The sequence below is a fragment of the Pseudomonas sp. GW823-FHT02E01 genome, from assembly GCF_058797535.1.
In genome coordinates, this window is sequence record NZ_JBXAJS010000013.1 from 110152 (window position 1) to 130130 (window position 19979).

16 protein-coding genes are annotated in these 19979 nt (G+C 56.1%); 15 read left to right on the plus strand and 1 reads right to left on the minus strand.

All coding sequences use genetic code 11. The features are described from left to right. Positions 1 to 22: 22 nt before the first annotated feature. Positions 23 to 1357, minus strand: coding sequence for a TRZ/ATZ family hydrolase (locus AC1RDQ_RS25725; protein ID WP_090457151.1), 1335 nt, complete (start codon positions 1355 to 1357; stop codon positions 23 to 25). A gap of 108 nt (positions 1358 to 1465) precedes the next feature. On the opposite strand from AC1RDQ_RS25725, the gene mtnA reads away from it, so the two are divergent. The 15 genes from mtnA (at position 1466) to AC1RDQ_RS25800 (ending at position 19978) form a co-directional block, all read left to right on the plus strand. Continuing rightward, positions 1466 to 2542 carry an S-methyl-5-thioribose-1-phosphate isomerase gene (gene mtnA, locus AC1RDQ_RS25730; RefSeq protein WP_057713768.1) on the plus strand — a complete coding sequence of 359 codons (1077 nt, stop codon included), beginning with the start codon at positions 1466 to 1468 and terminating at the stop codon, positions 2540 to 2542. A gap of 425 nt (positions 2543 to 2967) precedes the next feature. After that, positions 2968 to 5622: a DNA gyrase subunit A gene (gene gyrA / locus AC1RDQ_RS25735; protein WP_057713769.1), complete on the plus strand. Its 2655-nt coding sequence runs from the start codon at positions 2968 to 2970 to the stop codon at positions 5620 to 5622. Positions 5623 to 5823: 201 nt separating this feature from the next. Further along, positions 5824 to 6909 (plus strand): 3-phosphoserine/phosphohydroxythreonine transaminase, encoded by a 1086-nt coding sequence (serC, locus tag AC1RDQ_RS25740; protein ID WP_492588448.1) that lies wholly within the window; start codon positions 5824 to 5826, stop codon positions 6907 to 6909. After that, entirely contained in the window at positions 6909 to 8003 is a 1095-nt protein-coding gene (gene pheA, locus AC1RDQ_RS25745) for a prephenate dehydratase (RefSeq protein ID WP_007939916.1), read from the plus strand. The genes serC and pheA overlap by 1 nt, the downstream gene beginning before the upstream one ends. A gap of 13 nt (positions 8004 to 8016) precedes the next feature. Then, a complete protein-coding gene (gene hisC / locus AC1RDQ_RS25750) occupies positions 8017 to 9129 on the plus strand; it encodes a histidinol-phosphate transaminase (protein WP_090457149.1) in 1113 nt (370 codons plus the stop codon). Between the two features lie 28 nt (positions 9130 to 9157). Continuing rightward, positions 9158 to 11365, plus strand: a complete 2208-nt coding sequence (locus AC1RDQ_RS25755; RefSeq protein ID WP_235863965.1) for a bifunctional prephenate dehydrogenase/3-phosphoshikimate 1-carboxyvinyltransferase — start codon at positions 9158 to 9160, stop codon at positions 11363 to 11365. Then, positions 11362 to 12051 carry a (d)CMP kinase gene (gene cmk, locus AC1RDQ_RS25760; RefSeq protein WP_007973641.1) on the plus strand — a complete coding sequence of 230 codons (690 nt, stop codon included), beginning with the start codon at positions 11362 to 11364 and terminating at the stop codon, positions 12049 to 12051. Before AC1RDQ_RS25755 ends, cmk begins: the two co-directional genes overlap by 4 nt. 120 nt (positions 12052 to 12171) lie before the next feature. Next, positions 12172 to 13863 (plus strand): 30S ribosomal protein S1, encoded by a 1692-nt coding sequence (gene rpsA, locus AC1RDQ_RS25765; protein ID WP_007973639.1) that lies wholly within the window; start codon positions 12172 to 12174, stop codon positions 13861 to 13863. A gap of 211 nt (positions 13864 to 14074) precedes the next feature. Continuing rightward, positions 14075 to 14359 carry a hypothetical protein gene (locus AC1RDQ_RS25770; RefSeq protein ID WP_492588450.1) on the plus strand — a complete coding sequence of 95 codons (285 nt, stop codon included), beginning with the start codon at positions 14075 to 14077 and terminating at the stop codon, positions 14357 to 14359. 149 nt (positions 14360 to 14508) lie between these two features. After that, positions 14509 to 14811, plus strand: a complete 303-nt coding sequence (gene ihfB, locus AC1RDQ_RS25775) for an integration host factor subunit beta (protein ID WP_150726241.1) — start codon at positions 14509 to 14511, stop codon at positions 14809 to 14811. A gap of 23 nt (positions 14812 to 14834) precedes the next feature. Then, positions 14835 to 15059 (plus strand): lipopolysaccharide assembly protein LapA domain-containing protein, encoded by a 225-nt coding sequence (locus AC1RDQ_RS25780; RefSeq protein ID WP_150726242.1) that lies wholly within the window; start codon positions 14835 to 14837, stop codon positions 15057 to 15059. Positions 15060 to 15138: 79 nt separating this feature from the next. Continuing rightward, the gene (locus AC1RDQ_RS25785) at positions 15139 to 16173 is read left to right on the plus strand and encodes an LPS O-antigen chain length determinant protein WzzB (protein WP_492588451.1); all 1035 of its coding nucleotides are present in this window, start codon (positions 15139 to 15141) and stop codon (positions 16171 to 16173) included. 920 nt (positions 16174 to 17093) lie between these two features. Continuing rightward, positions 17094 to 18347 carry an O-antigen translocase gene (locus AC1RDQ_RS25790; protein WP_492588453.1) on the plus strand — a complete coding sequence of 418 codons (1254 nt, stop codon included), beginning with the start codon at positions 17094 to 17096 and terminating at the stop codon, positions 18345 to 18347. Next, positions 18344 to 19549 (plus strand): glycosyltransferase family 4 protein, encoded by a 1206-nt coding sequence (locus AC1RDQ_RS25795; protein ID WP_489270973.1) that lies wholly within the window; start codon positions 18344 to 18346, stop codon positions 19547 to 19549. Before AC1RDQ_RS25790 ends, AC1RDQ_RS25795 begins: the two co-directional genes overlap by 4 nt. Positions 19550 to 19573: 24 nt before the next feature. Continuing rightward, positions 19574 to 19978 carry a hypothetical protein gene (locus AC1RDQ_RS25800; RefSeq protein ID WP_492588454.1) on the plus strand — a complete coding sequence of 135 codons (405 nt, stop codon included), beginning with the start codon at positions 19574 to 19576 and terminating at the stop codon, positions 19976 to 19978. Position 19979 lies beyond the last annotated feature (1 nt).

Below are 19979 nucleotides of genomic sequence, written 5' to 3' on the forward strand. Positions count from 1 at the left end.
CCCGGATTGTGCTCCAGGGTGCTTACGATTCGGTGCGGCCACTGATGCGCCGGCCCCAGGCCTTCGCGACAGTACTTAGCTGTTGTTCATCCAGGCGTGTCAGGCGGCGGTCGTCGAGCAACTGCTTGCCGGCAACCCAAAGGTGTTTCACGCAGTCCCGGCCGGTGGCGTATATAAGCTGCGAAACCGGGTCGTAGACCGGCTGCTGGGCCAGCCCGGAGAGATCGAAAGCCACCATGTCCGCGGCCTTGCCGATTTCCAGCGAGCCGACTTCGGCCTCGATACCCAGTGCCCGGGCACCGTTGAGGGTGGCCATGCGCAAGGCTCGATGGGCATCCAGCGCGGTGGCCGAGCCGGCGACAGCCTTGGCCAGCAGGGCCGCGGTGCGGGTTTCGCCGAGCAGGTCCAGGTCGTTGTTGCTGGCCGCGCCATCGGTGCCGACCGCGACATTGACCCCGGCCTGCCACAAGCGCTCTACCGGGCAGAACCCGCTGGCCAGCTTCAGGTTCGATTCCGGGCAATGAATCACATTGCTGTTGCTTTCTACCAGCAGCGTCATGTCTTCTTCGCTGATCTGGGTCATGTGAACCGCCTGGAAGCGTGGCCCCAGCAAGCCCAGGCGCGCCAGTCGGGCCAGCGGTCGTTCGCCGCGCTGCTCGACCGATTGCTGCACTTCAAACGCCGTTTCATGCACGTGCATGTGGATCGAGGCATCCAGTTCTTCGGCGATCACCCGGATTTTTTCCAGGTTTTCGTCGCCCACGGTGTAGGGTGCATGGGGGCCAAAGGTGATTTTGATGCGCTCGTGGTGCTTGAGATCGCCAAACAACTCGACGCCCTGACGAATGGCTTCGTCCGCTGTAGCGGCGCCCGGAATGGGGAAGTCGAGGATCGGAATCGCGATCTGCGCGCGAATGCCGCTGTTGTGCACGCGCTCGCTGGCAACCTTCGGGAAGAAGTACATGTCAGAGAAACAGGTGATGCCACCTTTGATTTGCTCGGCGATGGCCAGATCCGTGCCGTCGCGCACGAAGTCCTCGTCGACCCACTTGGCTTCGGCGGGCCAGATGTGGTTCTCCAGCCAGGTCATCAATGGCAGGTCATCGGCCAGGCCACGGAACAGCGTCATCGCCGCGTGCCCGTGGGCATTGATCAGGCCGGGGCTGAGCAACATGTCGGGCAACTCGCGGGTTTCGGTTGCGTTAAGCTTCAGTGCGGCGGAACGTGGGCCGATAAACACGATGCGTCCATCACGGATGCCCACGCCATGTTCCTTGAGGACAACACCAGCAGGTTCGACGGGTACCAGCCAGGTCGGCAGCAATAACAGGTCGAGCGCAGCGGCAGTGTTCGGCATCGAGGGTCGGTTCCAGTGCTTTTGTAAAGGATGGCGAAGTATACCCGAGCGTCTTCGCGGGGGGATCGCTATAATCGGCGGCTTTTGTTCATGAGTGCGGGGTGAGGGATGCGCGATCGACTGTTGGCTGCGGAAAAGGTAAAGGCCATCGATTGGCGTGATGGCGCTCTCCATCTGCTGGATCAGCGCATTTTGCCGTTCGAGGAAACCTGGATCGCCTACACCAGTGCAGCCGGTGTGGCCGAGGCCATTCGCTCGATGGTGGTGCGCGGTGCGCCGGCGATTGGTATCAGTGCCGCTTATGGCATCGTGCTCGCGGCCCGTGCCCGGATTGCCGAAGGTGGCGACTGGTACGCGGCGCTGGAAGAGGATTTTGCGCTGCTGGCCGATTCCCGTCCCACTGCGGTCAACCTGTTCTGGGCGCTGGGCCGCATGCACGACCGGCTTGATCGCCTGAAAGACAATGCCGATCCGCTGGAGGTGCTGGAGGCAGAGGCCATCGCCATTCACGAAAGCGATCGCGAAGCCAACCTGACCATGGCGCAACTGGGTGTGGACCTGATCCGCAAGCATCAGGGCAACGCCCAGGCGATCCTGACCCACTGCAACACCGGCGCACTGGCCACGGGCGGCTTTGGCACGGCGCTGGGGGTGATTCGTGGGGCTTTCATCGAGGGCATGGTCGAGCGAGTGTATGTCGACGAAACCCGCCCATGGCTGCAGGGCTCGCGGCTGACCGCGTGGGAACTGGCCAATGAAGGCATTCCCGTGACCCTCAATGTCGATTCCGCCGCCGCGCATATCATGAAGACCAAAGGCCCTACCTGGGTCATCGTCGGTGCTGACCGGATCACCGCCAATGGCGACGTGGCCAACAAGATCGGCACCTATCAACTGGCCGTCAACGCCATGCACCACGGCGTGCGCTTCATGGTGGTGGCGCCGAGTTCGACCATCGACATGCACCTGGCCAGCGGCGATGACATCCCGATTGAGGAACGTGATGGCCGCGAGTTGCTGGAGGTCGGTGGCAAGCGGGTGGGCGCGGATGTCGAAGCGTTCAATCCGGTGTTCGATGTGACTCCGGCGGACCTGATCGATGCGATCGTCACCGAAAAAGGCATCGTCGAGCGCCCGGATACGGCGAAAATGGCGCAGTTGATGTGCCGTAAGCGCCTGCATTAATAGCTTCTGGCGTCTGAAAGATAGCCATCGCGAGCAAGCTCGCTCCCACAGTGTTTGCGGTGCACACAAAACCTGTGGGAGCGAGCTTGCTCGCGATGGGGTCGTCAAACCCAATGAACCAACCCGAATCAGCCACAAATTCTCCATTCAACACGGCTCTAAGCCCCTCTCGTCCCCTTCAAGCCTGTCACCGGTCAACTAACTACTCTCCATGCGCGTCTGGGGGATAGGTGCGTGGCGGCTCTTGTGATAACATCCGGCGGTTTCCAGGGTTGCCCGAAGTGGCGACCCGTACTGCGCAGATCCATGGCATAACTCGTTGATTTGTCGTAAGTCGGTGCATGGCACTCAGCCTGTATCGGCGAGCTTCGTTGGTCCCATATGGATGTGACGAAGTTTCACCAGAAAAAGGAATCAGGCTTCTCATGGGCGAACTGGCCAAAGAAATCCTCCCGGTCAATATCGAAGACGAGCTGAAGCAGTCCTACCTCGACTACGCGATGAGCGTAATTGTCGGGCGGGCACTGCCGGATGCGCGCGATGGCTTGAAGCCCGTGCACCGGCGCGTGCTGTTCGCGATGAGCGAGCTGGGCAACGACTTCAACAAGCCGTACAAGAAATCTGCCCGTGTTGTCGGTGACGTGATCGGTAAGTATCACCCGCACGGTGATACCGCGGTGTACGACACCATCGTTCGGATGGCGCAGCCATTCTCCCTGCGCTACCTGCTGGTAGACGGCCAGGGCAACTTCGGCTCGGTGGACGGCGACAACGCCGCGGCCATGCGATACACCGAAGTGCGCATGACCAAGCTGGCGCACGAGCTGCTGGCTGACCTGCATAAAGAAACCGTGGACTGGGTGCCGAACTACGACGGCACCGAAATGATCCCGGCGGTCATGCCGACCCGTATTCCCAACCTGCTGGTCAACGGCTCCAGCGGTATCGCCGTGGGCATGGCGACCAACATTCCGCCGCACAACCTCGGTGAAGTCATCGACGGTTGCCTGGCGCTCATCGACAATCCAGAGCTGACTGTCGACGAGCTGATGCAATACATCCCCGGTCCGGACTTCCCGACCGCCGCGATCATCAACGGTCGTGCCGGCATCATCGAAGCCTACCGCACCGGTCGCGGGCGCATTTACATGCGCGCCCGCTCGATGATCGAAGACATCGACAAGGTCGGTGGCCGCCAGCAGATCGTCATCACCGAACTCCCTTACCAGCTGAACAAGGCGCGTCTGATCGAGAAGATCGCCGAGCTGGTAAAAGAGAAGAAGCTCGAAGGCATCACCGAGCTGCGCGACGAGTCCGACAAGGACGGTATGCGCGTCGTGATCGAACTGCGTCGCGGCGAAGTGCCTGAGGTCATCCTCAACAACCTCTACGCCCAGACCCAGCTGCAAGCGGTGTTCGGTATCAACATCGTCGCGCTGATCGACGGCCGTCCGCGGATCCTGAACCTCAAGGATCTGCTGGAAGCCTTCGTCCGCCACCGTCGCGAAGTGGTGACCCGTCGTACCGTGTTCGAACTGCGCAAGGCGCGCGAGCGTGGTCACATTCTGGAAGGTCAAGCGGTTGCCCTGTCGAACATCGACCCGGTCATCGCCCTGATCAAGGCCTCGCCAACGCCGTCGGAAGCCAAGGAAGCCCTGGTCAGCACCCCTTGGGAATCCTCTGCTGTGGTGGCAATGGTTGAACGTGCCGGCGCCGATTCGTGCCGTCCGGAAAACCTCGATCCGCAATACGGTCTGCGCGACGGCAAGTACTTCCTGTCGCCAGAGCAGGCGCAAGCCATTCTGGAACTGCGTCTGCACCGCCTGACCGGTCTGGAACACGAAAAACTGCTGGCCGAGTATCAAGAGATCCTCAACCAGATCGGCGAGCTGATCCGCATCCTCAACAGCGCCACGCGCCTGATGGAAGTGATCCGCGAAGAGCTGGAAGTGATCCGCGCCGAATACGGCGACGTGCGTCGTACCGAAATCCTCGATGCCCGTCTCGACCTGACCCTGGGTGACATGATCCCGGAAGAAGAGCGCGTCGTGACCATTTCCCACGGTGGCTACGCCAAGACCCAGCCGCTGGCTGCGTACCAGGCCCAGCGTCGTGGCGGTAAAGGCAAGTCGGCGACCGGCGTCAAGGATGAGGACTACATCGCTCACCTGCTGGTTGCCAACAGCCACACCACGCTGCTGCTGTTCTCCAGCAAGGGCAAGGTGTACTGGCTGAAAACCTACGAAATCCCTGAAGCGTCCCGCGCTGCCCGTGGTCGTCCGCTGGTCAACCTGCTGCCACTGGATGACGGTGAATACATCACCACCATGCTGCCGGTCGAGGAATACACCGAAGGTCACTACATCTTCATGGCCACCGCCAACGGCACCGTGAAGAAGACCCCGCTGGAATCCTTCAGTCGTCAACGCAGCGTCGGCCTGATCGCACTGGAACTGGACGAAGGCGACGTGCTGATTTCTGCTGCCATCACCGATGGCGAGCGTGAAGTCATGCTGTTCTCCGACGGCGGCAAAGTGACGCGCTTCAAGGAATCCGACGTTCGCGCCATGGGCCGTACCGCCCGCGGTGTGCGCGGCATGCGTCTGCCGGAAGGTCAGAAGTTGATTTCCATGCTGATTCCGGAAGAAGGCAGCCAGATCCTCACCGCTTCGGCGCGTGGCTACGGCAAGCGCACGGCGATCACCGAGTTCCCTGAATACAAACGTGGCGGTCAGGGCGTTATCGCCATGGTCAGCAACGAACGTAACGGCCGTCTGGTCGGTGCGGTCCAGGTACTCGACGGCGAGGAAATCATGCTGATTTCCGACCAGGGCACCCTGGTGCGTACCCGTGTCGACGAAGTGTCCAGCCTGGGTCGTAACACCCAGGGCGTGACCCTGATCAAACTGGCCAACGACGAAACACTGGTCGGGCTGGAGCGGGTTCAAGAGCCGTCGGAAGTCGAGGGTGAAGAGCTGGAAGGTGAAGAGGGTGAAGGGTTTGTCGGTGAAGTCGTGATCGACGACGTTGCCGAAGACCAGCAACTCGACGCCGCCGCTGACGAAGAACCACAGGAATAAGTGGGCAAGCAGGGGGCGGATGAAAATTCGCCCCCTTGTTGTTTGTCCCTTTTGAAATAATGAAATCCCCTGTAGGAGCGAGCTTGCTCGCGATGGTCGTCAACGATAACGCAGGGCGTCTGGTGCACCCTTGCGCTCTCAGGTTTTTCGCGAGCAAGCTCGCTCCTACAGTGATACCACCAAATCAGAGCGAGATTGGATGTGAGCAAGAGAGCCTATAACTTCTGTGCCGGTCCTGCGGCGCTTCCCGAAGCTGTCCTGCAGCGCGCCCAGGGTGAACTCCTCGACTGGCACGGCAAGGGTCTGTCGGTCATGGAAATGAGCCATCGCAGCGATGAGTTCGTGTCCATTGCCACCAAGGCCGAGCAGGATCTGCGTGATCTGCTGAATATCCCCTCGAACTATAAAGTGCTGTTTCTGCAAGGTGGCGCCAGCCAGCAATTTGCTCAGATTCCTCTGAACCTGTTGCCGGAAAATGGCTCGGCCGACTATATCGACACCGGTATCTGGTCGCAGAAAGCCATCGAAGAAGCTTCGCGCTACGGCCACGTCAACGTTGCCGGCACCGCCAAGCCTTACGACTATTTCGCCATTCCCGGCCAGAATGAATGGAAGCTGTCGAAAGACGCGGCCTATGTCCACTACGCGCCGAACGAAACCATCGGCGGTCTGGAATTCCAGTGGATTCCGGAAACCGGTGATGTTCCGCTGGTCGCCGACATGTCTTCGGATATCCTGTCGCGCCCGATTGATGTTTCGCGTTTCGGCATGATCTACGCCGGCGCCCAGAAAAACATCGGCCCGAGCGGTATCGTCGTCAATATCGTTCGCGAAGACCTACTGGGCAAGGCTCGTTCCCTGTGCCCGACTATGCTCAACTACAAGATCGCGGCCGATAACGGTTCGATGTACAACACCCCGCCGACGCTGGCCTGGTACCTGTCCGGCCTGGTGTTCGAGTGGCTCAAGGAGCAGGGCGGCGTCGAGGCCATCGGCAAGCTCAACGAAGTCAAGCAGCGCACGCTGTACAACTTCATCGATGCCAGCGGCCTGTATAGCAACCCGATCAACAAGTCGGACCGCTCGTGGATGAACGTGCCGTTCCGCCTGGCTGATGATCGCCTGGACAAGCCGTTCCTGGCCGGTGCCGACGAGCGTGGCCTGTTGAACCTCAAGGGCCACCGTTCCGTGGGTGGCATGCGCGCCTCCATCTATAACGCCGTCGACATCAACGCCGTCAATGCGCTGATTTCGTACATGGCAGAGTTCGAGAAGGAACACGGCTAATGTCTGAGCAAGAACTCAAGGCACTGCGCCTGCGCATTGATGCCCTGGACGAAAAGGTCCTGGAGCTGATCAGTGAGCGTGCGCGCTGCGCCCAGGAAGTCGCGCGAGTAAAGATGGCCTCGCTGGCCGAAGGCGAAGTGCCGGTGTTCTATCGTCCCGAGCGCGAAGCTCAGGTGCTCAAGCGTGTCATGGAGCGCAACCAGGGGCCGCTGGGCAACGAAGAGATGGCGCGGTTGTTCCGTGAAATCATGTCTTCGTGCCTGGCGCTCGAACAGCCGCTGAAAGTGGCTTATCTCGGCCCTGAAGGCACCTTCACTCAGGCAGCGGCCATGAAGCATTTCGGCCACGCCGTGATCAGCAAGCCGATGGCGGCGATCGACGAAGTGTTCCGTGAAGTGGCGGCGGGGGCGGTGAATTTTGGTGTGGTGCCGGTGGAGAACTCCACCGAAGGCGCGGTCAACCACACCCTCGACAGCTTCCTCGAACATGACATGGTGATCTGCGGTGAAGTCGAGCTGCGTATCCACCATCACCTGTTGGTCGGTGAAAACACCAAGACCGACAGCATCAGCCGCATCTACTCCCACGCCCAGTCACTGGCCCAGTGCCGCAAGTGGCTGGACGCCCATTACCCGAATGTCGAGCGCGTGGCGGTGTCCAGCAACGCCGAAGCGGCCAAGCGGGTCAAGGGTGAGTGGAACTCGGCGGCGATTGCCGGCGATATGGCGGCCGGCCTGTACGGCTTGACCCGTTTGGCCGAAAAAATCGAGGACCGTCCGGATAACTCCACGCGCTTCCTCATGATCGGCAACCAGGAAGTGCCACCGACCGGCGACGACAAGACATCGATCATCGTTTCGATGAGCAACAAGCCGGGTGCGCTTCACGAGTTGCTGGTGCCGTTCCACGACAATGGCATCGACCTGACGCGAATCGAGACTCGTCCGTCGCGCAGCGGTAAATGGACCTATGTGTTCTTCATCGACTTCGTCGGCCACCACCGCGACCCCTTGGTCAAAGGTGTGCTGGAAAAGATCAGTCAGGAAGCAGTGGCACTCAAGGTGCTGGGTTCCTACCCGAAAGCAGTTCTCTAAGGGGCGGTAGCAAATGAGTGGCAATTTCCTCGCTCTGGCACAGCCGGGCGTGCAACAACTTTCGCCTTACGTTCCGGGCAAACCCGTGGACGAACTGGCGCGTGAGCTGGACCTCGATCCAGCCAGTATCGTCAAGCTGGCGAGCAACGAAAACCCGCTGGGCGCTGGCCCCAAGGCGCTGGCGGCGATCCGCGATGCGCTGGCCGAGCTGACCCGTTATCCGGACGGCAACGGTTTTGCCCTCAAGAGCCTGCTGGCCGAGCAGTGCCGCGTCGAACTCGACCAGGTCACGTTGGGCAACGGTTCCAACGACATCCTGGAACTGGTTGCGCGTGCTTATCTGGCGCCGGGCCTGAACGCCGTGTTCAGCGAGCATGCGTTCGCTGTCTACCCGATTGCCACTCAGGCGGTCGGCGCACAGGCCAAGGTGGTTCCGGCCAAGGATTGGGGGCATGACCTGCCTGCCATGCTGGCGGCGATCGATGCCAACACCCGCGTGGTGTTCATCGCCAACCCGAACAACCCGACCGGGACCTGGTTCGACGCCGAGGCGCTGGACGAATTCCTGCAGGATGTGCCGGAGCATGTGCTGGTCGTACTGGACGAGGCTTACATCGAATACGCCGAAGGCAGCGATCTGCCGGATGGCCTGGACTTCCTGGCGGCTTATCCGAACCTGCTGGTTTCCCGCACCTTCTCCAAGGCCTATGGCCTGGCGGCGCTGCGCGTGGGTTATGGCTTGTCCACGGCGGTGGTCGCAGACGTGCTGAACCGTGTACGCCAGCCGTTCAACGTCAACAGCCTGGCCCTGGCCGCGGCCTGTGCAGCGTTGAAGGACGAAGAGTATCTGGCGCAAAGCCGTCAGTTGAACGAGTCCGGCATGCAGCAGCTGGAGGCCGGTTTCCGTGAGCTGGGGCTGAGCTGGATACCATCCAAAGGCAATTTCATTTGCGTCGATCTCGGTCAGGTTGCGGCCCCGGTGTTCCAGGGCTTGCTTCGTGAAGGCGTGATCGTGCGTCCGGTGGCCAACTACGGCATGCCAAACCACCTGCGCATCACCATTGGCCTGCCGGCAGAGAACAGCCGCTTCCTTGAGGCGCTGACCAAGGTTCTGGCTCGTGGTTGATGTCACTGCGCTGCAATCTGCTGAGCCTATGATCGGTCGCCTGGTGGTGGTCGGTCTCGGGTTGATCGGCGGTTCGTTTGCCAAGGGCTTGCGTGAAAGCGGTCTGTGCCGCGAAGTGGTCGGAGTCGATCTCGATCCGCAATCGCGCAAGCTCGCGGTCGAGTTGGGTGTGGTGGATCGCTGCGAGGAAGACCTGGGCGTTGCTTGTCAGGGCGCCGACGTCATCCAGCTGGCGGTGCCGATCCTGGCCATGGAGAAAGTGCTTGCGCGTCTGGCGGGCATGGATCTGGGGCAGGCGATCCTGACCGATGTCGGCAGTGCCAAGGGCAATGTGGTGCGCGCGGCCACCGAAGCATTTGGCAAGATGCCGTCATGCTTTGTGCCGGGGCACCCGATTGCCGGTTCAGAGCAGAGTGGGGTGGAAGCCTCCAACGCTGAACTGTTCCGTCGCCACAAGGTGATCCTGACGCCGCTGGAGCAAACCGATCCGGCAGCCCTGGCGGTAGTCGACCGTTTGTGGCGCGAGTTGGGCGCCGATGTCGAGCACATGCAGGTCGAGCGTCACGACGAAGTACTGGCCGCGACCAGCCATCTGCCGCACTTGTTGGCGTTCGGCCTGGTCGATTCGTTGGCCAAGCGCAATGAAAATCTTGAGATCTTCCGTTACGCTGCGGGCGGTTTCCGCGATTTCACAAGAATCGCCGGAAGCGACCCGGTCATGTGGCACGACATCTTCCTCGCCAACCGCGAAGCTGTCCTGCGCACACTCGATACATTTCGCAGCGATCTCGACGCCTTGCGCGACGCGGTCGATGCAGGGGATGGGCACCAATTGTTGGGCGTTTTCACTCGCGCCCGGGTTGCCCGCGAGCATTTCAGTAAAATCCTGGCCCGCAGGGCCTATGTGGACGCTATGAATTCCAACGATCTGATTTTCCTGGCTCAACCTGGTGGCCGCCTGTCCGGTCGGATTCGCGTACCGGGTGACAAATCGATTTCCCACCGTTCGATCATGCTTGGCTCCCTGGCCGAAGGCGTCACCGAAGTCGAAGGTTTCCTCGAGGGCGAAGATGCCCTGGCGACCTTGCAGGCGTTCCGTGACATGGGCGTGGTCATCGAAGGTCCGCACCACGGTCGCGTGACCATTCACGGCGTTGGCCTGCATGGCCTGAAGCCGGCACCGGGCCCGATCTATCTGGGCAACTCCGGTACTTCGATGCGTCTGCTGTCCGGCCTGTTGGCCGCGCAGAACTTCGACAGCACCCTGACCGGCGACGCTTCGCTGTCCAAGCGCCCGATGAATCGTGTGGCCAATCCGCTGCGTGAAATGGGCGCGGTGATCGAAACCGCCGCCGAAGGTCGTCCACCGATGACCATTCGTGGTGGCAACAAGCTCAAGGGCCTGACCTATACCATGCCGATGGCCAGTGCCCAGGTTAAGTCCTGCCTGCTGCTGGCCGGTCTGTATGCCGAAGGCAAGACCACGGTGACCGAGCCTGCTCCGACCCGCGACCATACCGAGCGCATGCTGCGTGGCTTCGGCTACCCGGTAACGGTCAACGGTGCGACCGCATCGGTCGAGTCCGGCAGCAAACTGACCGCGACCCACATCGAAGTCCCGGGTGACATTTCGTCCTCGGCGTTCTTCCTCGTGGCGGCATCGATCGCCGAGGGTTCCGAGCTGGTGCTTGAACACGTCGGCATCAACCCGACCCGTACCGGCGTGATCGACATCCTGCGCCTGATGGGCGCCGACATCACCCTGGAAAACCAGCGTGAAGTGGGTGGCGAGCCGGTGGCGGACTTGCGCGTACGTGCAGCTAAACTCAAAGGTATCGAGATTCCCGAGGCGCTGGTTCCGCTGGCGATCGACGAGTTCCCGGTGCTGTTCGTCGCCGCCGCCTGTGCCGAAGGGCGCACAGTGTTGCGTGGCGCCGAAGAGCTGCGGGTCAAGGAGTCGGATCGCATCCAGGTCATGGCGGATGGTTTGCTGGCGCTGGGCGTCAAGTGCGAACCAACCCCGGATGGCATCATCATCGACGGCGGCCAGATCGGCGGCGGTGAAGTGCACGGTCATGGTGATCACCGTATTGCCATGGCGTTCAGCGTTGCTTCGCTGCGCGCCAGTGCGCCAATCCGCATTCATGATTGCGCCAACGTCGCGACGTCGTTCCCGAATTTCCTGGCGCTGTGCGCACAGGTCGGTATTCGCGTGGCGCAAGAGGCACAGTCGTGAACAACATTGCACCGGTCATCACCATCGATGGGCCAAGCGGTTCGGGCAAGGGTACGGTAGCCGGGATTCTGGCCAAGCGCCTGGGCTGGAACCTGCTGGATTCCGGTGCGTTGTACCGATTGCTGGCCTTCGCCGCGCATAACCATGGTGTCGACCTGACCAATGAAGAGCTGCTGAAGAAACTCGCCGCTCATCTGGATGTGCAGTTCATCGCGGCGACGGACGGTCAGTTGCAACGCATCATTCTGGAAGGTGATGAAGTCAGCGATGTCATTCGCACCGAAAGCGTCGGTTCCGGTGCTTCCCAGGTAGCTGCGTTGCCGGCTGTGCGCGAGGCGCTGCTGCAGCGCCAGCGGGCTTTTCAGGAAGCGCCGGGCCTTGTGGCGGATGGTCGCGACATGGGCACAGTGGTTTTTCCGGACGCACCGCTGAAAATTTTTCTGACCGCCAGCGCCGAGGAACGGGCGCGCCGTCGATATTTGCAGTTGAAGGGCAAGGTCGAGGGTGTTAGTCTGTCGAGTCTGCTAGATGAGATACGTGCGCGCGATGAGCGTGACACCCAGCGAGCGGTAGCCCCGCTTAAACCGGCGGCTGACGCCATACAGCTGGATTCTACGGAATTATCCATCGACCAGGTGCTGGAACGCATCATGAGCGAGATCGCCATTCGCGATATCGCCGGGTGACCAAGAAGGCCGCAGGGGACCAGTCATAGTCCTGCGGTGGCTTCTTTTAAATGAAACTAACCCACACCGTCTGGGGTGTGGAGATGGGCGTATTCTTCGCCCTCATCAACAGGAATTAAAATGAGCGAAAGCTTTGCGGAACTCTTTGAAGAAAGCCTAAAAACCCTGAACCTTCAGGCAGGCTCCATCATCACCGGTGTTATCGTTGATATCGATTACCAAGCTCGCTGGGTAACCGTTCACGCTGGCCTGAAGTCTGAAGCACTCATCCCGCTTGAGCAGTTCTACAACGACGCTGGCGAACTGAACATCAACGTCGGTGACGAAGTTCACGTTGCTCTGGACTCGGTTGAAGACGGCTTTGGTGAAACCAAGCTGTCCCGTGAAAAAGCCAAGCGCGCTGAATGCTGGATTGTTCTGGAAGCAGCCTTCGCAGCCGAAGAAGTGGTCAAGGGCGTTATCAACGGTAAGGTTAAAGGCGGCTTCACTGTCGACGTTAACGGCATCCGTGCGTTCCTGCCAGGTTCTCTGGTTGACGTCCGTCCAGTGCGCGACACCACGCACCTGGAAGGCAAAGAGCTGGAATTCAAGGTCATCAAGCTGGACCAGAAGCGCAACAACGTTGTCGTTTCCCGTCGCAGCGTCCTGGAAGCCGAGAACTCCGCCGAGCGCGAAGCTCTGCTGGAATCCCTGCAGGAAGGCCAACAAGTCAAAGGTATCGTCAAGAACCTCACCGATTACGGCGCATTCGTCGATCTGGGTGGCGTCGATGGCCTGCTGCACATTACCGACATGGCTTGGAAGCGTATCAAGCATCCTTCCGAAATCGTCAACGTTGGCGACGAGATCGATGTCAAGGTTCTGAAATACGATCGCGAGCGCAATCGTGTTTCCCTGGGCCTGAAGCAGCTGGGCGAAGATCCATGGGTTGCTATCAAAGCCCGTTACCCAGAAAGCACTCGCGTTACCGCGCGTGTAACCAACCTGACCGACTACGGCTGCTTCGCTGAGCTGGAAGAAGGCGTTGAAGGTCTGGTACACGTTTCCGAAATGGACTGGACCAACAAGAACATCCACCCTTCGAAAGTCGTACAAGTCGGCGACGAAGTGGAAGTCATGGTTCTGGACATCGACGAAGAGCGTCGTCGTATCTCCCTGGGCATCAAGCAGTGCAAATCTAACCCATGGGAAGATTTCTCTGGCCAGTTCAACAAGGGCGATAAAATCTCCGGCACCATCAAGTCGATCACCGATTTCGGTATCTTCATTGGTCTGGACGGCGGCATCGACGGTCTGGTTCACCTGTCCGACATCTCCTGGAACGAAGTGGGCGAAGAAGCCGTTCGCCGCTTCAAGAAGGGCGACGAGCTGGACACCGTTATCCTGTCGGTTGACCCAGAGCGCGAGCGCATCTCCCTGGGTATCAAGCAACTGGAAAGCGATCCGTTCTCCGAGTACGTTCAAGAGAACGACAAAGGCGCCATCGTTAAAGGCATCGTGAAGGAAGTTGACGCTAAAGGCGCCATCATCACTCTGGCCGACGATATCGAAGCGACTCTGAAAGCCTCCGAAATCAGCCGTGACCGCGTTGAAGACGCGCGCAACGTTCTGAAAGAAGGCGAAGAAGTAGAAGCCAAGATCATCAGCGTTGACCGCAAGAGCCGTGTAATTCAGCTCTCGATCAAGTCGAAAGACGTTGAAGACGAGAAAGAAGCAATCCAGAGCCTGCGCGACAAGCCAGTAGCTACTGATGCTCCTGTGGCCACCACTCTGGGTGACCTGCTGCGTGCACAAATGGAAAAACAGAACTAAGTTCTGACTTTCTGTAAAAAAAGGGCGACTTCGGTCGCCCTTTTTTGTGCCTGGCGTTTGGTGAGTTAGGTGCGGATGCAGTTGCTTGGGTCGTGAACCAAAAACGCCGAAAGAGGGTCTGAATGTTTAGTCGGATCAATCGCTTATTTGCAGCTAGTCTTTAGCCTGAGGCTAATGATCGCCCGATAGGCTTTCTGGCAAAAGGACGTGAATGAACAAGCTCATTGTCGCAGTAGCCGCGCTGGCATTGGCGGGTTGTACCACTAACGCCAAAACTCACGTAGTGCGTGGGGTTAGCGGTATTGAGGTCGATTGCTCGGGGCTCGGTTCGAAATGGGAGAAGTGTTACAAGCGTGCGGCCAGGGAATGCAAGGGGATGGGCTACCAGGTTGTGACAAGGTCTGATGATCTCAAGGAAGAGGAGGAGGAAGGGGGGCTTTTTGGGTTCAACCCGGCAGGTTTCCTGACGCGCACTATGCTGGTGATTTGCCGATGACAGGGTGATCGCCCAGAGTCTTCCCGTTCCGGGAATCAAGCATTTTGGGGGCCTGGGATGGATGGCAAAACTCAGGCTGTTCAAAATCGTGCAGGCGTGCTAAAACCTTTGAAGCGCTGATCTAGCTGCTTGAAAAAGAAGGGAAAAATATGACGAAGTCGGAGTTGATCGAACGAATTGTCACCCATCAAGGGCTGCTCTCATCCAAGGATGTGGAGCTGGCCATCAAGACCATGCTTGAGCAAATGTCCCAATGTCTGGCTACCGGGGATCGTATCGAGATCCGGGGGTTTGGCAGCTTCTCTCTGCACTACCGTGCGCCACGGGTAGGGCGCAATCCGAAAACTGGCCAGTCTGTCAGTCTCGATGGCAAGTTCGTTCCGCATTTCAAGCCGGGGAAAGAGCTTAGGGATCGGGTGAATGAGGATGAGGATGATGCTGGTGAGTTTTAATGCGTTTTCCGGGGTAGGCTCTAATGAATAGTTTCAGAAAGGCTGTCCTGGGGCTGTGCTTACTAGTGCTTTTTGCTGCTATTTTAGTTTTTATGCTTGAAAATCAGCAGCTTACCTCTATTTCTTTTTTGGGGATGACAACGCAGCCACTCCCGGTTTCTGTTTTCGTAGCGACATTTTTGTTAGGTGGTATTTTGCTTGGTCCGCTTTTGGCGATGGCTTTTAAGCAAAGGCGAAGCCGTACCTGATTGGGCTGATGATTTGCTGAGCTGAGTGATCAATCTGTAGTGGAAATTAAGAATTTTGAATAGTAAAGAATCCAATGACATGGGCGAGATTGATATCTCCGATATTTTTCGCGTGCTATGGAAAAAAAAATGGACGACTTTCGCTACTACAAGCGTAGTAACCTTGATTGCAATAGCCTACGTTTTTTTGGCTCACCCAGTTTATGAGGCAAGTGCAATTGCTATGCCTCCTACTTACAATGATATTGCGAATCTAAATTACGGCCGAGGCAGCGAAACAGAGCTGGTTCCTATTACCGTTAAAGATGTGTACTCGATTTTTTTGCAGAGTTTGAGGGGCGAGACTCTCCGTCAAACATTCATTGCTGAAGTAATGGCGCCCGGATCAAGTAAAGACGAGGGCAAGGCTGGCAGTAATCTTCTGTATTCCGAGCTTTCCAAACGCTTGGTTGTGTCTCAGACAAGAAAAGATCTTCCTGATGAGTATGTGGTTACTATTCAAAGTAGTAACCCCGACCAAGCTGCGCAATGGGCGCAAGAATATATTCATCGAGCAGGTAAGTTGGCGGAGCAGGAAATAGTAAAAAACGTTTTATATGAGGCGGATGTCAAAGTTCGCAGTCTTGATCGACAAATTGCCGATTTGCGTGAAAATGCTCAAAAAGTCCGAGAGGATACCATCACAAAACTGCGTGAAGCTCTTCGGGTTGCGAACGCCATTGGATTGGAGAAGCCTCCTATTATTACTGGCAATCCCGCGGTTCAAATCGCTGGCAGCGTCGATGGGCAGCTCATTTACATGCGTGGCACTAAAGCGCTGGAAGCGGAAATTGAAAACCTGGAGGCGCGAGGTGCGAATGACCCTTTCATTGGGCGTCTGCGGGATCTTGAGTCAAAGCGGGCGTTTTACAAGTCCATTTCTTCAAATCTTCAGGATGTAGTCGCCTATCGCATGGATGGAGATGCCAAGCCACCGCTCAACCCTATAAAACCTAAAAAATCTTTAATAATTATGCTCGGTTTTCTCTTTGGCGTGTTGTTGGGGGTGGGCTTTGTCTTGGTGCTCTATTTCCTTTCTTCGAATTCATCCAAGAAGTCGGTTTTTTCTCAGTAAAGATGTGGTAACCCTTATCATATTAATGACTGGCGGATTAATCAATTTTTGGCGCGTATCATGATGCGGTTGCTTCTCAATGGGGGCACAATCGAAGTGATTAGGGTAATGCATACTCTTCAGTTTTTTTGTTGATATCCTGCACTTTTGACTCTTTTTCTGCCCCCCCCCCATTCGTAACATCTATCAAGCTATTTAGTTGAAGAAGTTGCTGGCTATTTGTCGGCATTCTGAAGATTCGGCCTTGATTTTTATTCTGGGAATTCCCATTTAAACCTACAGCTTTGCCATGTGCCCGTTCGTCTGGAGATCAGAGTCTATGCTTTTTGCTCGGTCTTGCGTTGCTTGAGCGTGCCACCGATAAATTCCGACGGATTTGGCTCGACAGGAGTGAATTTGTGCTTGAAGGTGAGATTGTCGAATTGTGTGGCAGCGATGCTACGTGTGCACAGGTATAATCAATTTTTTGTAGCTGTACGGACACAGTCCGATGGGGGCTTTGAATGGCCTGGTCGGCGGGTTTCGGTATTGCTTTCGAGCCCGATTACAGAGAGCTATTTGTCATTTCAAGGCGTACGCCCGGTTTGTATCGGCAGCGTGCCTTGAGCAAGGCGTTCTGGCTGATGAGTGAGGGTTGACTCTGGAGCTGTAAGTGTGTTGAATTTGCGGGTTTTTCTCAGTCGTACGCTGCTGTCTGGCCAGCATTTCTCGTCTGGTAGCACGTAAGGGTGTGTTTGATGGTGGCACTGATGGTTGCTTGGATAAAGGAATTCAGGGGGCGTACCTTTTGTTGCTCCATTCGTATTGGGACGTGTGCTTAAGTGATGGATTACCCAGCAGTGGATGCCACTGCTTGGGTGTGGCTTTCTTGGCGTGATTCCAGGCTGCAAGAAAAAGGGCACTGCGATGAGGTTTGAAGTTTGGCAAGGTTGAAAGCTGGTATCCATTTCGCCTCCTCAATACTAGTGAAGGCCGTAGCAGGACTCATAGTAATAAAACTACTGGCTTGGAAGTTGGGGCCGGATGGTTTTGGATTGCTTGGTCAGCTCATGACGCTGGTTGCTATTACGGGCATGTTTGCCGGCGGCGGAATAACCAATGGTTTGATCAAGGTCCTGGCGGAGTCACCTGTTGCATCGAAGGAAGGGAAGGCCTGGTTTGCTACGGCATTTACACTAACGACCGTAATCTCTGCAATTGTTGCACTGTTATTGATGCTTTTCTCCACCGCACTTTCAAATCGTTTAATGCAGGGAGGGTTTACCGCTCTTTTCGTAGGCCTTGGGTTGGTTCAAGCGATTGTGGGTTACGCAAGCTTGGTTCAGGCAGAGGCAAGCAGTCGTGGTGAGAGCGTTTTCTATGCGAAGGTCAATATATTAGGAACCGTACTTGGTACGCTTGTGTTGGCCCTTGCAGTCAACTCGTTTGGTTTTGACGGTGCTGCGTACTCGGTAATGCTAATGCCGGCATTAACCGCAATTGTCACATTGTTGTTTATGGCTTCAGGTCGGAGAGAGCTATTCCATTTTTCGAGATTCCTGGTCGATAAGGTTAGAATGCGTCACCTGTTGTCTTTTTCAGTTTTGGCCTTGGTAGGTTCTACATCCGTTCCAGTTGCGCAAATTTTGATGCGTGATGGTATGGCGCAGAGGTTTGGCTGGGAGCAGGTGGGGCTGTGGCAGGGTGTGATTAAGCTGTCTGATGTCTATATGCAGTTCGTTGGTGTTGTTTTGATGAATTATGTGTTGCCTCGGTATGCATCAGCAGCCAATCTTAACTTGGTTATTAAAGAGTTTAAAGTCAGTTTATTGTGGTTGTTGTCAGCTCTCATGTTAGGTTTTATCGCTCTTTATAGTCTGAAAAATATTGTTGTTAAGTTGGTTTTTTCAGACGAGTTTCTTCCGATGACTGACTATTTTTTGCCTCAAATGGTTGGAGATATTTTTCGAACGATCGCGTCTTCAATATCTTTGATATTCATGGCTAGAGGTGCTGTGCGAGTGTCGATAATATTCGAATTTGCACAAGGTATATTTATTTTTAGCGTGTTTCTCATGCTGCTGAGTACTTTTGGATCTATGGCTCCAGTGTATGCGCACGTGATTACTTACGGGTTGCTTTCCATATTCATGGCCGTAGGGCTGGGATTTTGGTTTAAGAGAGGGAAGTCATGAAGATTCTTATGATGTGTACCAAGTTTTCATTGTCTGAAAATGATCCTTGGCTTACAAACGAATTGGCCGATTCTTTCCAGGAGTTGGGGCATGAGGTGACCGTGCTATGTCTCGACTGGTCGGCAAAACCCGGCAGCACCCGTTCGAATCTAAAGCTGGGAAACGGGGTCGAAGTGATTTCGATCCCTCCGGTGTTGGTGAGTTCCCCATTTGGGTTCGTTACTCGTATCCTGAAGTGGAGCCTCTCGTCATTTTCTGCATATTCGATTTCGCGAAAGCTGGTCAAGCAACGCAAATTTGATGCGGTGATTGGGTTTTCACCTGCCATTACCATGGCTTTGCCAATTATGTTGTTGGCCCGAAACAAAAAGCTTACGTCGCTATTGATTCAGTGGGATTTCTTTCCGCATCATCATCGACAAATCGGTTTATTTTCGTCTGGTGTTTCTTTCTTTGTAGCAAGAAAGGTTGAAGAGACGCTGATACGCCAATTCGATGTGATTGCGTGTATGTCGCCTGCGAACGAAACTTATCTTCGTACTCATTACCCTATTCGCGATGAGCAAAAAATTTGCATCACCCCGGTGTGGGGGAAAGAAACAACATTGCCTGGGGTGGATCGTGCCGATATTCGCCAAAAGTATTCTTTGCCGCAGGACAGGCCGCTTGTTGTTTTTGGTGGCCAACTCGTTCACGGTCGAGGTCTTGAAGACCTGATAGGGGCCGCTAAGCTTTCGCAGCAGCGTGGTTCTCCCGTAACGTTTCTCGTGATCGGGAGTGGTTCCCTTGAGTCACTTGTGGAGGCAAGTATCGAGCAATGCTGTGGAAATCTTATCTGGATTCCACGTATACCTCGAGATGAGTATGTGGGGTTGATAAAATCCTGTGATCTCGCTCTTGTATGTACGGTCAGGGATGTTGATGTCCCAAGCTTTCCATCTAAAACGATAGATTATTTGAGAGTGGGTTTGCCTATTATCGCGTCGGTAGAGTCCTCTACGGATTATGGGGACTATATAGCCTCATTAGGCGTAGGCATCAGTGTTGAAGCTGGAGAGCCTGATAAGTTGCTCGAATCTATCGAGGTGTTGCTGCGCGATACTGATAAGATGAGGGTGATGAGTGAGTTGGGGCCGGTGCGTTTTAAAGAAGTGTTTGAAGTGAAGCACATTACGTCCCAACTTCTTGATTTGGTCGTATAGCTCTGTGCTTGTGGAGTGTGATTTATGTCCAATGAATTAGGTAAGGTTCTTCTGCCTCCTTTTATGTTGGGCATGGCCTGTGCTTTGATGGTGACTGTAGAAAGTGACGATGGCTCGCAGTGGGTGACTATCTTTCCGCGGCTAACTGGCGATCTAGGTTTTCTGGGAGTTACTCTGCCAATAGTCGTGATGGGGTTTTTCTGGCGCGGCGCCTGGAAAAATGCAGTACTGTGGAAAATGAGTGCTAAAACCTTGGTGCTCCTGTGCTTGTTTGTGTATTTGTCGGTGTTAAATACACTAGCTAACAATCAATCGGCACACGTGTCAGATTTGTTTTTTTGCATTGTATTTCTGATGTTTGTTGTCATCAGTTTTAAAGGCATAAAATATGAGTCTTCTTGTGGCTGTTTGAAACAAATAATGTTGTGAG